This is a genomic window from Pseudomonas sp. JH-2 (assembly GCF_036231725.1).
Taxonomy (GTDB): Bacteria; Pseudomonadota; Gammaproteobacteria; order Pseudomonadales; family Pseudomonadaceae; genus Pseudomonas; species Pseudomonas delhiensis.
This window is the reverse complement of sequence record NZ_JAZAQP010000008.1, coordinates 15,614-32,134: the sequence shown is the minus strand read 5'-3', so window position 1 is coordinate 32,134 and position 16,521 is coordinate 15,614. Positions and strand designations below refer to the sequence as shown.

13 protein-coding genes and 1 riboswitch are annotated in these 16,521 nt (G+C 68.7%); of the genes, 6 read left to right on the top strand and 7 right to left on the bottom strand.

The window, feature by feature from the left end; all coding sequences use genetic code 11:
• Positions 1 to 41: 41 nt before the first annotated feature.
• Genes VV867_RS07765 through VV867_RS07755 form a run of 3 tightly spaced genes read right to left on the bottom strand, consistent with a single transcriptional unit; the run spans position 42 to position 2,406 of the window.
• On the bottom strand, positions 42 to 845 hold the full coding sequence (locus tag VV867_RS07765; protein ID WP_328566043.1) for an aldo/keto reductase: 804 nt from the start codon (positions 843 to 845) through the stop codon (positions 42 to 44).
• Entirely contained in the window at positions 842 to 2,017 is a 1,176-nt protein-coding gene (locus tag VV867_RS07760) for an NAD(P)/FAD-dependent oxidoreductase (protein WP_328566042.1), read from the bottom strand. Before VV867_RS07760 ends, VV867_RS07765 begins: the two co-directional genes overlap by 4 nt.
• A gap of 56 nt (positions 2,018 to 2,073) precedes the next feature.
• Positions 2,074 to 2,406, bottom strand: a complete 333-nt coding sequence (locus VV867_RS07755; protein WP_109935185.1) for a DMT family transporter — start codon at positions 2,404 to 2,406, stop codon at positions 2,074 to 2,076.
• A 112-nt stretch (positions 2,407 to 2,518) separates the two neighbouring features.
• Between VV867_RS07755 and VV867_RS07750 the strand changes: the two genes are divergently transcribed.
• Both VV867_RS07750 and waaA read left to right on the top strand, forming a co-directional pair.
• Positions 2,519 to 3,397 (top strand): LysR family transcriptional regulator, encoded by an 879-nt coding sequence (locus VV867_RS07750; protein ID WP_328566041.1) that lies wholly within the window; start codon positions 2,519 to 2,521, stop codon positions 3,395 to 3,397.
• 127 nt (positions 3,398 to 3,524) lie between these two features.
• Complete coding sequence (gene waaA, locus VV867_RS07745; protein WP_328566040.1) at positions 3,525 to 4,793, top strand: lipid IV(A) 3-deoxy-D-manno-octulosonic acid transferase; 1,269 nt, start codon at positions 3,525 to 3,527, stop codon at positions 4,791 to 4,793.
• A gap of 599 nt (positions 4,794 to 5,392) precedes the next feature.
• Here waaA and VV867_RS07740 read toward each other — a convergent pair.
• The 3 genes from VV867_RS07740 to VV867_RS07730 all read right to left on the bottom strand — a co-directional run bounded on the left by VV867_RS07740 (position 5,393) and on the right by VV867_RS07730 (position 8,432).
• Complete coding sequence (locus VV867_RS07740) at positions 5,393 to 5,986, bottom strand: helix-turn-helix domain-containing protein (RefSeq protein ID WP_109931889.1); 594 nt, start codon at positions 5,984 to 5,986, stop codon at positions 5,393 to 5,395.
• A 109-nt stretch (positions 5,987 to 6,095) separates the two neighbouring features.
• Positions 6,096 to 8,048 carry an oxidoreductase gene (locus VV867_RS07735; RefSeq protein WP_328566039.1) on the bottom strand — a complete coding sequence of 651 codons (1,953 nt, stop codon included), beginning with the start codon at positions 8,046 to 8,048 and terminating at the stop codon, positions 6,096 to 6,098.
• A 33-nt stretch (positions 8,049 to 8,081) separates the two neighbouring features.
• Entirely contained in the window at positions 8,082 to 8,432 is a 351-nt protein-coding gene (locus VV867_RS07730) for a cupin domain-containing protein (RefSeq protein WP_089389959.1), read from the bottom strand.
• 341 nt (positions 8,433 to 8,773) lie between these two features.
• Between VV867_RS07730 and VV867_RS07725 the strand changes: the two genes are divergently transcribed.
• On the top strand, positions 8,774 to 9,817 hold the full coding sequence (locus tag VV867_RS07725) for an ABC transporter substrate-binding protein (protein WP_089389960.1): 1,044 nt from the start codon (positions 8,774 to 8,776) through the stop codon (positions 9,815 to 9,817).
• A 226-nt stretch (positions 9,818 to 10,043) separates the two neighbouring features.
• On the top strand, positions 10,044 to 10,829 hold the full coding sequence (locus VV867_RS07720; RefSeq protein ID WP_328566038.1) for a class II aldolase/adducin family protein: 786 nt from the start codon (positions 10,044 to 10,046) through the stop codon (positions 10,827 to 10,829).
• Positions 10,830 to 11,201: 372 nt separating this feature from the next.
• Here the strand turns inward: VV867_RS07720 and VV867_RS07715 are convergent, their stop codons facing one another.
• Positions 11,202 to 12,662: a TolC family outer membrane protein gene (locus tag VV867_RS07715; RefSeq protein WP_109931897.1), complete on the bottom strand. Its 1,461-nt coding sequence runs from the start codon at positions 12,660 to 12,662 to the stop codon at positions 11,202 to 11,204.
• 182 nt (positions 12,663 to 12,844) lie between these two features.
• A riboswitch (TPP riboswitch) is annotated at positions 12,845 to 12,952 on the top strand.
• Positions 12,953 to 13,065: 113 nt separating this feature from the next.
• Between VV867_RS07715 and thiC the strand changes: the two genes are divergently transcribed.
• Positions 13,066 to 14,946 carry a phosphomethylpyrimidine synthase ThiC gene (gene thiC / locus VV867_RS07710; RefSeq protein ID WP_328566037.1) on the top strand — a complete coding sequence of 627 codons (1,881 nt, stop codon included), beginning with the start codon at positions 13,066 to 13,068 and terminating at the stop codon, positions 14,944 to 14,946.
• A gap of 118 nt (positions 14,947 to 15,064) precedes the next feature.
• Entirely contained in the window at positions 15,065 to 16,342 is a 1,278-nt protein-coding gene (gene cytX, locus VV867_RS07705) for a putative hydroxymethylpyrimidine transporter CytX (RefSeq protein ID WP_328566036.1), read from the top strand.
• The last annotated feature ends 179 nt before the right edge of the window (positions 16,343 to 16,521 follow it).

Genomic DNA, 16,521 nt, shown 5'->3' with positions numbered 1-16,521 from the left:
CGATCAACGGTCATGGCGGCACCGTACCCGGCTGGCAGCCCTCAGCCGCCGAGGACTTCGGCCGCCAGCGCGACGTTGTGCCGCAGGTGCTGCGGGTTGATGGTGCCGACGATGGCCGCGCCCACGCCGGGGTGGCCGAACACCAGCTCGAAGCTGGCGCGCACCGGGTCCTGGCCTTCGGCCAGGCAGGCGTGGCCACTGGCCAGGGCCTTCTTCACCAGGATGCCGCGGTGGTGCGCCAGGGCGTGATCGATCACAGCTTTCTCGGCCTGTTCGCCGAGGTTGTAGGTGACCATGGCGCAGTCGCCGCGCTGCAGCGCCAGCAGGCCGCCGTCGACGGTCTTGCCGGAGAAGCCGAAGCCGCGGATCAGGCCTTCCTGCTTGAGCCGCTCGAGGGTTTCGTAGACCTCGGTGTGCTGCAGGACGTGCAGGTCGTTGCCGTCGGAGTGCACCAGCACCAGGTCGATGTAGTCGGTCTCCAGGCGGCGCAGGCTGCGCTCCACCGACAGGCGGGTGTGGGCGGCGCTGAAGTCGAAGCGCGACTGGCCGCCGTCGAACTCCTCGCCGGTCTTGCTGACGATCACCCAGTCCTGGCGCTGGCCGCGCAGCAGCGGGCCGAGGCGCTCCTCGCTGCGGCCATAGGCCGGCGCGGTGTCGAGCAGGTTGATGCCCAGTCCGCGGGCCAGCGCCAGCAGGTCGGCGGCCTCGCGGTCGTCGGGGATGCGGAAGCCATTGGGGTACTTCACCCCCTGGTCGCGGCCCAGCTTGACGGTGCCCAGGCCCAGCGGCGAGACGTTCAGGCCGGTGCTGCCCAGCGGGCGGCGCAGCGCGTGCAGGCCGCTCATGGCAGCAGTTCCTCCCACACCGGGCGGGCCATGGGCGGGCGTGGCAGCTCCGGCAGCGCAGCGCCGGCGGCGGGGCGGATGCCGTCGCGGTCCAGGGCCTCGAAGACGCGGTCGGCGAAGTTCGGCGCCAGCGCCAGCTTGGTCGGCCAGCCCACCAGCAGGCGGCCCTGGTCGGCGAGGAAGGCGCAGTCCGGGCGCAGCAGGCCGGACTGCGCCGGTTCGGCGCGGTCCACCCGCAGGGTGGCCCAGCGCGCGGCCGACAGGTCGACCCAGGGCAGCAGCTTGCGCAGTTCGCGCTGGGCCTCGGCGATCTGCTCGGCTTCGCTGCGGGCCACGCCTTCGGCTTCGGCGATGTCGCCGCCGAGGTACCAGACCCACTGGCCGTCGGCGGCCGGGTGGGTGGTCACGGTGACCCGCGGCTTGGGCCCGCCGCCCACGCAGTGGGCGTACAGCGGCTTCAGCGTCGGCGCCTTGACCAGCACCATGTGCAGCGGGCGGCGCTGCATGGCCGGCTGGTCCAGGCCGAGTTCGCGCAGCAGCGCCTCGTTGCCGGCGCCGGCGGCGAACACCACGCGCTGGGCGCGGATGTCGCGGCCGTCGACGCGCAGGCCGACCAACTCGTCGCCTTCGCGCAGTGGCTCGATGCGTTCGCCGGCCAGCAGGCTGTCCCCGGCCAGCACCGCCAGGTGGGCGATGAGGCTGGGCACGTCCAGCACCAGTTCCGAGAGGCGGTAGGCCTTGCCCTTGAAGGCCTTGTCCTGCAGCGCCGGCGGCAGCTCGTCGCCCTTCACCTGGGCCACGCGGCTGCGCACCGCCTTGCTGGCGAAGAAGCTGGTGAGGTTGCCGGCCAGGCCGCCCGGCGACCACAGGTAGTGGGCGTCGGAGAGCACGCGCACGCCGCGCAGGTCCAGCTCGCCGTCGCCGGCCAGGCACTGGCGCCACAGCGAGGGCATGTCGGCGATGGCTTCCGAGGCGCCGGTCAGCGCGCCGTGCAGGGCGTACTTGGTGCCGCCGTGGATGATCCCCTGCGAGCGCATGCTCTGCACGCCGCCGAGCGCGGTGTTCTCCAGCAGCACGCTGGAGAAGCCGGCGCGACGCAGGCGGGCATTCAGCCAGAGGCCGGCGATGCCGCCGCCGACGACGAGGATGTCGGTGCTCAGGGGTTGGGTCATGGAAGGGCGCGCCTCGCGTGAAACGAAGCGCGCAGTATAACCGAGGGGGCCGTGGCTCAGTGGCCGACGCTGCGCGAGAACAGCTGGATCACCACCACGCCGCTGACGATCAGGCCCATGCCCAGCACGGCCGGGCCATCGAGCTTCTGCTGGTAGAGCACCAGCGCGGCGACGCTGACCAGCACGATGCCCAGGCCGGCCCAGATGGCGTAGGCGATGCCCACCGGGATGCTGCGCACCACCAGGGTGAGCATCCAGAAGGAGATGGCGTAGCCGACGATCACCAGCAGCAGGGGCAGGGGCGTGGACAGGCCTTTCACCGACTTCAGCGAAGCGGTGGCGATGACTTCGGCGACGATGGCGATGGCGAGATAGAGATAGCCGGGCATGTTCAGTCCTCCCCAGGAGCGGCCGGGCGGGCGGCCGATATTGCGAATAGCGACATTCTAGTGTTCCTGGCGATGGGATAAAGTCATTACCTATCTGCAAAGGAGATGAGTCATGCAGTGGAACCTGGACCAGTTACGACTTTTCGTCAGCGTCGCCGATCAATCCTCCTTCTCGGCGGCGGCGCGCCAGCTCAAGCGCGTGCAGTCGGCGGTGAGCTCGTCCATCGCGCTGCTGGAGAGCGACCTGGGCGTGAGCCTGTTCGACCGCAGCAGCGGCCGCCAGCCGGTGCTGACCGAGGAGGGCAGGGCGCTGCTCGACGAGGCCCGCGAGGTGCTGCGCCAGTGCGAGCGCCTGGAAAGCCGCGCCGCCGCCCTGGTGCGCGGCGAGGAAGCGCGCCTGCGCCTGGCCCAGGACGAGGCCATGCCCTACCAGCCGGTGCTTTCCAGCCTGCAGGCGCTGGCCCGGGCCTTCCCGACCCTGGAAGTGCAACTGGCCAGCGGCGCCCAGGGCGACGTGGCGCGCAAGCTGCTGGAGCGCCGCGCCGACCTCGGCCTGCTGTTCCACCACGAGGGCATGCCCGAAGCCCTGGAGCGCCAGCGCCTGGGCACCATCGAGATGGTCACGGTGTGCGGCGCCGGCCACGCCCTGGCCCGCCTGGACTACGCCGACCGACGCGAGCTGGCTCGGCACCGCCAGCTGCTGATGGCCCCGCAGGACAGCCATTACCCCGGCGGCGAGCAGATCAGCCCCCTGGTGTGGCGCGCCGACAGCTTCTACGCCATGGCCGAGCTGCTGATGCGCGACCTCGGCTGGGCCTGGTTGCCGCGCCACGTGGCGCAGTACCCGGCCTACCAGCCGCTGCTGGTGGAACTGGCCAGCGACTGGACGCCACCGCCGCTGGTGGTGGAGCTGGTCTGCCGCCGCGACGAGCCCCTGGGCCCGGCGGCGCAATGGCTGGGCAGATGCTTCGCCGAGCACCTGAAGGAATAGGACGCACGACTGTAGGAGCGGACTCCGTCCGCGATGGCTCGCCCCCGCGCCATCGATCGCGGATAAATCCGCTCCTACGGTAAGCCCCGCGCGAACGTCCGGGTGTTATTTGCTACTCTCCGCCGCCATGAACCGGACCCTCTATACCCTGCTGTTCCACCTGGGCCTGCCGCTGGTCGCGCTGCGCCTGTTCCTGCGTTCGCGCAAGGCGCCGGCCTACGCCCGGCGTATCGGCGAGCGCTTTTCCTTCGGCCTGCCGAAGATGCAGCCGGGCGGCATCTGGGTGCACGCCGTGTCGGTGGGCGAGAGCATCGCCGCGGCGCCGATGATCCGTGCCCTGCAGCAGCGTTATCCACAACTGCCGATCACCGTCACCTGCATGACGCCGACCGGCTCCGAGCGCATCCGCGCGCTGTTCGGCGACAGCGTGCAGCACTGCTACCTGCCCTACGATCTGCCCTGGGCCGCGTCGCGCTTCCTGGAACGGGTGAAGCCGCGCCTGGCGGTGATCATGGAAACCGAGCTGTGGCCCAACCATATCCACCAGTGCGCCCGCCGCGGCATCCCGGTGGCGCTGGCCAACGCCCGCCTGTCCGAGCGCTCGGCGCGCGGCTATGCGCGCTTCGAGGGGCTGACGCGGCCGATGCTCGGCGAGATGAGCTGGCTGGCGGTGCAGACCGAGGCCGAGGCCGAGCGCTTCCGCCGCCTGGGCGCGCGCCCGGAGTGCGTGAGCGTGACCGGCTCGATCAAGTTCGACCTGAGCATCGACCCCGCACTGCTCGCCCGCGCCGCGGCCCTGCGCCACGACTGGCAGACCGAGGGCCGGCCGGTATGGATCGCCGCCAGCACCCACGCGGGGGAGGACGAGATCGTCCTCGCCGCCCACCGCAAGCTGCTGGGGACGCATCCGGATGCCCTGCTGATCCTGGTGCCGCGCCACCCGGAGCGTTTCGACGGCATGTTCGAGCTGTGCCGCCGCGAGGGCTTCGCCACGCTGCGGCGTTCCAGCGGTGAGCCGGTGCAGGCAGCCACCCAGGTGCTGCTCGGCGACACCATGGGCGAGCTGCTGTTCCTCTACGCCCTGGCCGACGTCGCCTTCGTCGGCGGCAGCCTGGTGCCCAACGGCGGCCACAACCTGCTGGAGCCGGCGGCCCTGGGCAAGCCGGTGCTGGCCGGACCACAGCTGTTCAACTTCCTCGAGATAGCCGCGCAACTGCGCGAGGTCGGCGCCCTGCGCGAAGTGCTGGATGCGCCGACCCTGGCGGTGGCGGTGGGGCAACTGTGGGATGAGCCAGCGGTGGCGCAGCGCATGGCCGACGCCGGGTTGGGGGTGTTGCGGGCGAACCAGGGGGCTTTGCAGCGGTTGCTCGATGGGCTGGCGCGGTTGTTGGGGTAGGGTTTTCGTAGGAGCGAGCTTGCTCGCGAACGGTGCTGGCCTGTGGCTTCGGTGCCTTGGTCTGACTCCGCTCCCTCTCCCTAACCCTCTCCCTGAAGGGAGAGGGGACTGTTCGGCAGAAACGGGTATTGCGGAGTCAGCCGGAAACTCTGGCGTATCCGGCCGACACGGGGCTTGCAGCCGGCACGGACGGCTCCCTCTCCCTTCAGGGAGAGGGCTGGGGGTGTTGCGGGCGAACCAGGGGGCTTTGCAGCGGTTGCTCGATGGGCTGGCGCGGTTGTTGGGGTAGGGTTTTCGTAGGAGCGAGCTTGCTCGCGAATGGAGTTCGCCGGTGACTTCGGTGCTTTGGCTGGACTCCGCTCCCTCTCCCTAACCCTCTCCCTGAAGGGAGAGGGGACCGTTGGGCAGAGCTGGGTGTTCTGGAGTTAGCCGGCAACACCGAAGGTTTCCAGCTGAAACCATCACGTCTCTCGGCACGGACTAGCCCCCTCTCCCTTCAGGGAGAGGGCTGGGGAGAGGGGACGGTGGTGACCTCATGCACCGCCATGACCGGGAAACTCCGTTCGCGAGCAAGCTCGCTCCTGCAGAAAGGCGCCGTGTCAGAACGTCGGCGGCGTGATCACCCAGAGCACCACCGCATCCACGTCTCCCGGGTTGCCGTAGCGGTGTGGCTCCTGGCTGGAGTAGCTGAAGCTGTCGCCTTCGTTCAGCTGGAAGTGGCGCTCGCCCACCCACAGCTCGAAGGTGCCGCTGAGCAGGTAGCCGGCTTCCTCGCCGTCGTGGCTGTAGCTCTGCTGGCTGTAGGTGCCCGGCGGGAAGCGCGAGTGGAGGATCTCCAGCTGGCGGCTGGGCTGCGGGCTGAGCAGTTCGTCGACGATGCCGTCCTCGTAGTGCACGCTGGTGCGGGCGTTGCGCCGCACCACATAGCCGGCGTCGGCCGGGTCGGCCTGCACTTCGCTGGCGAAGAACCACTGGATGGTCACCCCCAGGCTGCGGGCGATGTTGAACAGTGCCGGGATCGACGGGTAGGCCAGGTTGCGCTCCAGCTGGCTGATGTAGCCGGCGGTGAGCTTGCTCTGCTCGGCCAGCTCGGCCAGTGTCATGCCGCGCCGCTTGCGCAGGCCGCGGATGCGCGTGCCGAGGAATTGCGCTTCGGGGCTGGCGGGGGCTTCCTGCGGGGCTTTCGGGCTCATGCGGCAAAGGTCCTGGAGAAAAACGGCTACAGGCTACAGGCTTCAGGCGGCAGGCTGAAGCGGCTCTTGCTTTTGCCTGAAGCCTGCAGCCTGTCGCCTGCCGCCGCCCCTATATCGCCCAGGCTGCCTTGAGGCCTTCGTAGATGGCTTCTTCGGCTGTGCGCGGCGCCAGGCAGTCGCCGATGCGGCGGAATTCCACCAGGCCTTCCAGTTCCGCGGCGAGGTCGTCCACCGGCTGGTGGCCCTGGCACAGCACGAGGGTGTCGATGTCTTCGAAGATCATCGGTTCGCCGCTGGCGCTGTGCTGCAGGTAGACGCTGCTGTCGTCGCAGCCGTACAGCCGCGCGTAGGGGGTGATCTCGATGCCCAGGCGGTGCAGCTCGCCGGCCAGGTGGTCGCGCACGTACAGCGGCAGGTTCTCGCCGGCGTGTGTGCCGTTCACCGCCAGGCGCACCTGGTGGCCGGCGCGTACCAGTTGCTCGGCGATGCCGGGGGCGATCCAGTCGCAGCGCCAGTCGGTGACCAGCACCGAGCGGCCGACCTGCACTTCGCCGCGCAGCACCTGCCAGGCGTCCACCACCTGCAGTTCGCCGCCGCGCTCGAACGGCGGCCAGTAGGGCCTGGCGCCGGTGGCGACTATCACCAGGTCGGGTTTCTCGGCTTCCACCAGGGCGCGGTCGACGCGGGTGTTGCGGCGCACTTCCACGCCGGCCAGTTGCATCTCGCGCTGCAGGTTGGTGGAGGCGCCGCCGAACTCGGCGCGGCGCGGCAGCAGTTGCGCCAGGTTGACCTGGCCGCCGAGCTGCGCGCCGGCTTCGCAGAGGATCACCTCATGGCCGCGCTGGGCCGCCACCGCCGCGGCCTTCATGCCCGCCGGGCCACCGCCGGCCACCAGCACGCGCTTGCGCTGCACGGCCGGTTCGATGCGCCCGTACTGCAGCTCGCGGCCGGTTTCCGGGTGCTGGATGCAGGAGATCGGGTAGCCGCGGTGGAAGTGGCCGATGCACGCCTGGTTGCAGGCGATGCAGGCGCGCACGTCTTCGACGTGGCCGGTTTCGGTCTTGCTCGGCATCTGCGGGTCGCAGATCAGCGCGCGGGTCATGCCGCACACGTCGGCCTGGCCGCGGGCGATGATCAGCTCGGCTTCCTGCGGCTGGTTGATGCGCCCGGTGACGAACAGCGGGATGTCCAGGCGCGCCTTGAAGGTCGCGGCGTTGCTGGCCAGGTAGGCGGCCTCGATGGCCATCGGCGGGACGATGTGGATGGCGCCGCCGAGGGAGGCGGAGGTGCCGGCGACTATGTGCACGTAGTCCAGTTCGCCCTGCAGCGCCCGCACGGCCTGCAGCGATTCGTCCTCGGTGAGGCCCTCGGGGTCGCGTTCGTCGGCGGAGATGCGCAGGCCAACGATGAAGTCCTCGGCGGTGGCTGCGCGCACGGCGGCGACCACTTCGCGGGTGAAGCGCAGGCGCGCGTCGAGGTCGCCGTTGTAGCCGTCCTTGCGCTGGTTCACCCGTGGGTTGAGGAATTGCGCCGGCAGGTAGCCGTGGCTGGCCACCACTTCCACGCCGTCCAGCCCGGCCTGGTGCAGGCGCCGCGCGGCGGCGGCGTAGCCGGCGACTATCTCGTCGATCATGCGCTGGTCCAGCTCGCGCGGCATCACCCGGAAGCGCTCGTTGGGCGAGGCCGAGGCGGAGTAGGCCACCGCCAGCAGGCCGTCGCTGGACTCCATGATCTCGCGCCCGGGGTGGAAGATCTGCGACAGCACCACGGTGCCCTCGGCGTGGCAGGCCTCGGCGACGCGGCGGTAGCCGGGGATGCATTCGTCGTCGGTGGCCATCAGCACATGGGAGGTGTAGCGGGCGCTGTCGTGCACCCCCGCCACCTGCATCACGATCAGCCCCACGCCACCCTTGGCGCGGGCCTGGTGGTAGGCCACCAGTTGGTCGTTGACCAGGTTGTCGGTGGGCATCGAGGTGTCGTGCCCGGTGGACATGATGCGGTTCTTCAGGCGCTTGCCACGGATTTCCAGCGGGCTGAACAGGTGCGGGAAGGCATTCGTCACGGACTTCGTCCTTTCTTGTCGTTCTGCGGGAGGTCAGGCGTTGCGGGCCTGCCAGTCGACCGGGTAGAGGGCGTAGAACACGCAGGCCTTCTCGCCTTCGTAGGCCAGGGGCGTGCGCTCGGGCACCCAGATCACGTCGCCCGGCGCGGCCTCGATGACGCGCTCGCCCAGGCGCAGGCGGAAGTGGCCTTCCAGCACCACGATCAGTTCGTCGTAGAGCACCGTCCATTCGATGGAACAGCCGTCGAAGCGGGCCAGGCCGGCGCCCATGGTCTGGCTGTCGGCCGGGCCGATCAGGCGGCAGATGGCCGCGCGCTCCGGCGGCTGGCCGGCGTAGGGCTGGAACTGCAGGGCGGACTGCTGGAAGTGGATGACGTCGGGCACGGCGTGGACTCCTGGAGCGAGGTTTTGTTGTTATCCAAGTAACGCCATGGAAATTTACCTTCAGTAAAAAATCAACTTGTTTTTTTAAAAATGACTGGGTAGTTTCGTGTCCATGCCCCGTCGCCGACGGGGTGTGCCCAGCGACGTACTCCACAACAACTACAAGAGGAGATGCGCATGAACCGTGCTCCACGGTGTCTTCCCGCGCCGGCTGCCCCACGCCGCAGCGCCCCTTCGCCTCTGACTGCCAGCTGCCATCCGCGAGTTGTTCCGGTACGCCCAACCCACCTCCGCCGTGCCACCGCGGTGGCCACGGTTCGCATTCACAGAGGGTCCGCTCGATGATTTCGCGCAAGAACGCTTTGCAACCCCTGCTGCTGCTCCTGGGACTCGGTCTCGGCAGCGCCCAGGCGCAGGATTCCATGGTCGTGGTCGGCTATGGCGGTGCCGGGCAGAAGGCCCAGGACCTGGCCTTCTTCCAGCCCTTCGCCAAGGCCAGCGGGGCGCGCCTGACCCAGGCCGAGTACAACGGCGAGATGGCGCGCATCAAGGTGATGACCGACACCGGCCACGCCGACTGGGACGTGGTGCAGATCGAGGGCCCGGACCTGGCGCGCAACTGCGACCTGGGCATGTTCGTGCCGCTGGACTGGAAGCAACTGGGCGGCGCCGACCAACTGGTGCCCAACGCCGCCAAGGAGTGCGGCTCGGCTGCGCTGGTCTGGGGCGTGGCCATCGCCTACGACGCCGACAAGCTGAAGACCGCGCCCAGTGGCTGGCAGGATTTCTGGGACCTGCAGAAATTCCCCGGCAAGCGCGGAATGCGCAAGCGCGCGGTGTACAACCTGGAGTTCGCCCTGATGGCCGACGGCGTCGCGCCGGCGGACGTGTACAAGGTGCTCTCCACCAAGGCGGGCGTCGACCGCGCCTTCGCCAAGCTCGACCAGATCAAGCCGTCGATCCAGTGGTGGGAGGCCGGCGCCCAGCCGCCGCAGTGGCTCGCCGCCGGCGACGTGGTGATGACCACCAGCTACACCGGGCGCATCGCCGATGCCCACAAGAGCGGGCGCAACCTCGACCTGGTCTGGCCGGGCGCGCTGTACGGCATGGACTACTGGGCGATCATCAAGGGCTCGCAGCACGTCGACCTGGCCAAGCGCTTCATCGCCTTCGCCAACCAGGCCGACGCCCAGGTGGACTACGTGCACAACATCCCCTACGGCCCCACCAACAAGCAGGCCGCCGAACGCCTGCCGCAGGACCTGGCGCGCTGGGTACCGACCGCGCCGGCGAACATCAAGGTGGGCCTGGCCATGGACGACGAGTTCTGGGCTGACCATGGCGAGGAGCTGGAGGAGCGCTTCAACGCTTGGGCGGCGCAATAGGTCAGGAGCGGCTGCAAGCTACAAGCTACAAGCTGCAGGCAAGAGCGAAGAGCCGGTCCCCCCTGTAGGAGCGAGCTTGCTCGCGAACCAAACCCGGCACCGTGCCCGCCCGGTTCGCGAGCAAGCTCGCTCCTACGAAGAGCCCCGCACATGCTCTTCCCTGTAGCCTGTAGCCTGTAGCCTGTAGCCTGTAGCCTGTAGCCCGAACAACAAGAGGAACCCCGGCATGACCATCCCGATGCCCTCCCGTGAAACTTGCTCCGCCGAGGAGTGGGGGCTGCGCGAGGAGTTGGCCGCCTGCTATCGGCTGATCGCCCATTTCCGCATGAGCGACCTGATCTTCACCCACATCTCCCTGCGCCTGCCCGGGCCGCAGCATCATTTCCTGATCAATCCCTATGGGCTGATGTTCGACGAGATCACCGCCTCCAGCCTGGTGAAGATCGACCTGGACGGCAATCCGGTGGAGCCGACGCGCTACAAGGTCAACCCGGCCGGCTTCGTCATCCACAGCGCCATCCACGCCGCCCGCGAGGATGCCCGGTGCGTGCTGCACACCCACACCCGCGCCGGCTGCGCGGTGGCCTCCCAGGCCGGGGGGCTGTTGCCGCTGAACCAGATGTCGATGGAGTTCTACGGGCGCCTGGGCTACCACGACTACGAAGGCATCGCCCTGTCCTTCGACGAGCAGCGGCGCCTGGTGCGCGACCTCGGCGACCACCTGGGGATGATCCTGCGCAACCACGGCCTGCTGACCGTGGGCGAGAGCGTGAAGCAGGCGTTCCTGCGCATGTACTACCTGGAGAAGGCCTGCGACATCCAGGTCGCCGCCCAGGCCGGCGGCGAGCTGGTGATCCCGCCGGACGCGGTGTGCCGGCGCACCGAGCGCCAGTTCAACGAACCGGCGCGGCCGCAGGCCGAGGGCGAGCTGAGCGACCCGGATGGCTACGACCTGGCCTGGGAGGCGCTGCTGCGCATGCTCGAGCGCACCGCGCCGGACTACAGGAACTGACGTAGGGCGTATAACCGTTCGCGGTTATACGCCGCCTGACCGTGCCGGTCGTCCACGCCAAGGTCGACCTCGAGCGGTCCGCAACCCCGGTCAAACGGCGGATAACGTCGAACGTTATCCGCCCTACGCCCCTGCATGGAAATGACGGGGGGCGGTGTAGGAGCGGATCTCATCCGCGATCCGCGCCGGAACCTCCGGCTATTGCGTAGGGCGTATAACCGTTCGCGGTTATACGCCGCCTGACCGTGCTGGTCGTCCACGCCAAGGTCGACCTCGAGCGGTCCGCAACTTCGGTCAAACGGCGGATAACGCCGTAGGCGTTATGCGCCCTACGGGTTAAGCGACAAGCCCGGCTTTCGCCGGGCTTGTCGTTCATTGCTGGGTCCGCGCCTTGCTGCTGCTTTCCAGCTGCTGCTCGGCGGCCTTGGCCAGGTCCGGCGGGAGGAAGTCCTTGTCCGGGTTGTAGTCGGCCTTGAGGTAGGTGCCCAGGGCCTGCAGGTCGGCCGGGCTGAGGGTGCCGGCGGTCTGCTTCAGGCGCAGGTTGTCGAGGATGTAGTCGTAGCGCGCGTTGTTGTAGTCGCGCACGGCGCTGTACAGCTGGCGCTGGGCGTCGAGCACGTCGACGATGTTGCGGGTGCCGACCTGGTAGCCGATCTCGGTGGCTTCCAGCGAGCTCTGGTTGGAGATGATCGCCTGGCGCCGCGCCTTCACCGTCTCCACGTCGGTGTTCACCGCGCGGTGCTGGTTGCGCGCGTCCTGCACCACCTGGCGGCGCTGGCTTTCGCGCAGTTGCTCGCTCTGGTTCAGGCGCTGGTACGACTCGCGCACCTGGGAGCTGGTCAGGCCGCCGCTGTAGATCGGGATGTTCAGCTGCACGCCGACGCTGGTCTGGTCCACCCACTTGCCATAGGTGGGGCCGGTACCGCTGTTGGTGAAGCCCAGGGCGTCGTTGTCGCCCTTCTGGTACTGCACCACCGCGTCCACGGTCGGCAGGTGCCCGGCCTTGCGCTGGCGCAGCGTTTCCTCGGCGGCGGTGACCGCGAAGTTGCTGGCCTGCAGGGCGATGTTCTGCTGCACCGAGGTGTCCACCCAGGCCTTGGCGTCGTTGGGCGTGGGCACCACCACCGGCAGCGAGTGGAGGATGCCCTCGATGCCGCTGTAGTCGCGGTTGGTGAGCGTCACCAGGGCCTGGAAGGCATCTTCCACGGCCTGCTCGGCGACGATGCGGTTGGCCCGCGAGGTGTCGTAGCCGGCCTGGGATTCGAGCACGTCGGTCTTGTCCGACAGGCCGACGTCGAAGCGTTCGTTGGACTGGTCGAGCTGGCGCTTGAAGGCCGCTTCCTCGGCCTTGCTGGCGGCCAGGTTGTCCTGGGCGCGGAGCACGCCGAAGTAGGTCTCGGCGGTCTGCAGTATCAGCCGCTGCTGGGTGGCGGAGAATTCCAGCTGGGCCTGTTCGCTGATGTTTTCCGCGGCCTTGAGCTGGAACCAGCGGTCGGCGCGGAACAGCGGCTGGCTGAGGCTGGCCTGGACCAGCTGGCTGCTGCGGTTGAGGGTGGCGTCCGGCGTGTCCAGCGAGGTGCGGGTGTTGCCCAGGCTGCCGCCGGCGTTGATCTGCGGCAGCAGGCCGGAGCGGGCCTGGGGCACGACTTCCTTGCGCGCCAGGTAGTCGGCCTGGGCGGCGGCGAGGTCGGCGTTGTTGTCTACGGCATCCTTGTAGACGTTGATCAGGTCGGTCTTGCTCGGCAGTGGAGCGACGCTCGACGTGGGCTGGGCTGCCCAGACGAAACCTGTGGAGGCGGCCACGGCGACAGCCAGGGAGAGTCTGCGCAGCATTCGTTCGTCCTAGAAAGTGTGCGGGTGGGGCAAGGCTACGGTCGCCCCGATTGGCGGTCAAGGCGCCATCTTGGGGCAATTCGTTGCAGGAGTGTAGTTGCCGGTGTGTGACCGCGAAGTCGCTTCGGATACTTTCGGCCCGGCGGCATTGGCCAAGCGCCGAACTCTTGTTTAGACTGCGGACGTTCTTGTCGGGGTGCCCCATTGCGAGGGGCTGAGATCGGATAGTTCCGGATCCCGTTGAACCTGATCGGGTTAGCACCCGCGTAGGGAACAAGAAGTCCGCGTCCCCAGTGCCTTTCCGGCCGGCCCCAGCCCTCCCCGGACGCGTCCTTTTCTCCGCAGTGCCTTGCGGCCCCCGCGTCACCCAGGTTCTCCCGACAATCAACCCAGGAGAGCCAGGATGAGCACCCAGAAGAACAACGTCACCCGCCTTGAACAGCTCGACCGCCAATCGGCGCAGCCCTTCCCCAACTCGCGCAAGGTCTACCTGACCGGCTCGCGCCCGGACATCCGCGTACCGGTGCGGGAAATTTCCCTGGCCGACACGCCCACCGCCTTCGGCGGCGAGAAGAACCCGCCGGTGTACGTCTACGACACTTCCGGCCCCTATACCGACCCGGCCGTACGCATCGACCTGCGCAAGGGCCTGCCCGACGTGCGTTCGCGCTGGATCGACGAGCGCGGCGACACCGAGATCCTCCCCGGGCTGACCTCCGAGTTCGGCAAGGCGCGCCTGGCCGACGCCAGCCTCGACGCCCTGCGCTTCGCCCACGTGCGCACCCCGCGCCGGGCCAAGGCCGGGCACAACGTCACGCAGATGCACTACGCGCGCCAGGGCATCATCACCCCGGAGATGGGATACATCGCCATCCGCGAGAACATGAAGCTGCAGGAAGCCCGTGCCGCTGGCCTGCTCGACGCGCAGCACCCGGGGCAGAGCTTCGGCGCCAGCATCCCGCAGGAGATCACCGCCGAGTTCGTGCGTGACGAAGTGGCCCGCGGCCGCGCCATCATCCCGGCGAACATCAACCACACGGAACTCGAGCCGATGATCATCGGCCGCAACTTCCTGGTGAAGATCAACGGCAACATCGGCAACAGCGCGCTGGGCTCCTCGATCGAGGAAGAGGTGGAGAAGCTCACCTGGGGCATCCGCTGGGGCGCCGACACCGTGATGGACCTGTCCACCGGCAAGCACATCCACGAGACCCGCGAGTGGATCCTGCGCAACAGCCCGGTGCCGATCGGCACCGTGCCCATCTACCAGGCGCTGGAGAAGGTCAATGGCATCGCCGAGGACCTGACCTGGGAAATCTTCCGCGACACCCTGATCGAACAGGCCGAGCAGGGCGTGGACTACTTCACCATCCACGCCGGCGTGCTGCTGCGCTACGTGCCGCTGACCGCCAAGCGCGTCACCGGCATCGTCTCCCGCGGCGGCTCGATCATGGCCAAGTGGTGCCTGGCGCACCACCAGGAGAACTTCCTCTATACGCACTTCGAAGACATCTGCGAAATCATGAAGGCCTACGACGTCAGCTTCTCGCTGGGCGACGGCCTGCGCCCGGGCTCGGTGGCCGACGCCAACGACGCCGCCCAGTTCGGCGAACTGGAAACCCTCGGCGAGCTGACCCGCATCGCCTGGAAGCACGACGTGCAGGTGCTGATCGAAGGCCCCGGCCACGTGCCCATGCACCTGATCAAGGAGAACATGGACAAGCAGTTGGAATGCTGCGACGAGGCGCCGTTCTACACCCTCGGCCCGCTGACCACCGACATCGCCCCCGGCTACGACCACATCACCTCGGGCATAGGCGCGGCGATGATCGGCTGGTTCGGCTGCGCCATGCTCTGCTACGTGACGCCCAAGGAGCACCTGGGCCTGCCGAACAAGGACGACGTGAAGACCGGCATCATCACCTACAAGATCGCCGCGCATGCTGCCGATCTCGCAAAAGGTCACCCGGGCGCGCAGATCCGCGACAACGCCCTGTCCAAGGCGCGCTTCGAGTTCCGCTGGGAAGACCAGTTCAACCTCGGTCTGGACCCGGACACCGCGCGCGCCTTCCACGACGAGACGCTGCCGAAGGACTCGGCCAAGGTCGCGCACTTCTGCTCCATGTGCGGGCCGAAGTTCTGCTCCATGAAGATCACCCAGGAAGTCCGCGACTACGCCAAGGAGAACGGCCTGACCGACGAGCAGAAGGCCATCGAGGCCGGCTTCCAGGAACAGGCCGCGCGCTTCAAGGATGAAGGTTCGGTGATCTACAAACAGGTCTGAAGAATGGCGGCAGGCTTCAGGCGGCAGGCTGCAGGCAGGAGCGAAGCGCTCGCCTGGCACCGCCTGTGGCCTGTAGCCTGCCGCCTGTAGCCAATTTTCCCCTTGAGCCTTGCCCATCGTGACCAGTTTCCCTACGACCAATTATTCCCCGGCCATCGCCGTTGGCGCCGCCCAGCGCGTGCTCGGCCTGCGCGACCTGTTTTCCCTGTGGTTCTCCCTTGGCATCGGCCTGATGGTGCTGCAGACCGGCGCGCTGCTGGCGCCCGGCCTGGGCCTGGCCGGCTCGCTGCTGGCGATCTTCCTCGGCACCCTGGTCGGCGTGCTGCTGCTGGCCGCCGCCGGGGTGATCGGCAGCGACACCGGGCTGGCCGCCATGGCTTCGCTCAAGCTCAGCCTCGGTGGCCACGGCGCGGCGCTGCCGGCCGTGCTCAACCTGCTGCAGCTGGTGGGCTGGGGCGCCTTCGAGGTGATCGTCATGCGCGACGCCGCCAGCCTGCTGGCCGCGCGTGCCTTCGGCGAGGGCAGCCTGTGGACTAGCCCAGCCCTGTGGACCCTGGTGTTCGGCGCCCTGGCCACCCTGCTGGCGGTCAGCGGGCCGCTGGCCTTCGTTCGCCGCGTGCTGCGCAAGTGGGGTATCTGGCTGCTGCTGGCGGCCTGTGTCTGGCTGACCTGGGACCTGCTGCGCCGTGCGGACCTCGCGGCCATCTGGGCCCGCGGCGGCGACGGCTCGCTGCCGCTGGCGGTGGGCTTCGACATCGCCATCGCCATGCCGCTGTCCTGGCTGCCGCTGATCGCCGACTACTCGCGCTTCGGCAAGCACGCCGGGCAGGTCTTCGGCGGCGCCGCCCTGGGCTTCTTCATCGGCTGCTTCTGGCTGATGGGCCTGGGCGTGGCCTACACCCTGGCGTTCGCCCAGGGCAGCGACGCCAACGCCCTGCTGCTGGCCCTGGCCGGCGCCGGCATGGGCATCCCGTTGCTGCTGATCCTGCTCGACGAGTCGGAGAAGGCCTTCGCCGACATCCACTCGGCGGCGGTCTCCAGCGGCATCCTGGTGCCGCTGAAGGTCGAGCACCTGGCGTTGATCATCGGCGTGCTCTGCACCCTGATCGCCTGGTTCGCGCCGCTGGCGCAGTACCAGAATTTCCTGCTGCTGATCGGCTCGGTGTTCGCGCCGCTGTTCGGCGTGGTGCTGGTGGACCACTTCCTGCTGCGCCGCCGCGCCGCCGCCGAGGTTCGCCCAGGCCTGCGCTGGGGCTCGCTGCTGGCCTGGGCCGGCGGCGTGGTCACCTACCACCTGCTGGCCAACTACGCGCCGGACCTGGGGGCCACCCTGCCGGCGCTGCTGGTGGCCGGGGTGCTGCAACTGCTGCTGGGGCGTCTCGGCGCCAGGGGCTGACCGGCCTGCCGGCCGGATCGCGGACGGAGTCCGCTCCTACAGTCTGCAATGAGGCACGGCGTTTCCCGTAGGGCGTATAACCGTTCGCGGTTATCCGCCGTTGGCCGGAGCACCGGTGCCCGACGACGGCGGCGGATAACGCCCTAGGCGTTATGCGCCCTACAGGTTGGCGCCGAGCT

Excerpts from the sequence above, each read along its gene's own strand:
- VV867_RS07740 (WP_109931889.1), bottom strand. The coding sequence starts at position 5,986 with ATGAGCCCGAAAGCCCCGCAGGAAGCCCCCGCCAGCCCCGAAGCGCAA.
- thiC (WP_328566037.1), top strand. The coding sequence starts at position 13,066 with ATGAGCACCCAGAAGAACAACGTCACCCGCCTTGAACAGCTCGACCGC.
- VV867_RS07720 (WP_328566038.1), top strand. The coding sequence starts at position 10,044 with ATGACCATCCCGATGCCCTCCCGTGAAACTTGCTCCGCCGAGGAGTGG.
- VV867_RS07755 (WP_109935185.1), bottom strand. The coding sequence starts at position 2,406 with ATGCCCGGCTATCTCTATCTCGCCATCGCCATCGTCGCCGAAGTCATC.
- waaA (WP_328566040.1), top strand. The coding sequence starts at position 3,525 with ATGAACCGGACCCTCTATACCCTGCTGTTCCACCTGGGCCTGCCGCTG.
- VV867_RS07750 (WP_328566041.1), top strand. The coding sequence starts at position 2,519 with ATGCAGTGGAACCTGGACCAGTTACGACTTTTCGTCAGCGTCGCCGAT.
- VV867_RS07725 (WP_089389960.1), top strand. The coding sequence starts at position 8,774 with ATGATTTCGCGCAAGAACGCTTTGCAACCCCTGCTGCTGCTCCTGGGA.
- VV867_RS07715 (WP_109931897.1), bottom strand. The coding sequence starts at position 12,662 with ATGCTGCGCAGACTCTCCCTGGCTGTCGCCGTGGCCGCCTCCACAGGT.
- VV867_RS07760 (WP_328566042.1), bottom strand. The coding sequence starts at position 2,017 with ATGACCCAACCCCTGAGCACCGACATCCTCGTCGTCGGCGGCGGCATC.
- VV867_RS07765 (WP_328566043.1), bottom strand. The coding sequence starts at position 845 with ATGAGCGGCCTGCACGCGCTGCGCCGCCCGCTGGGCAGCACCGGCCTG.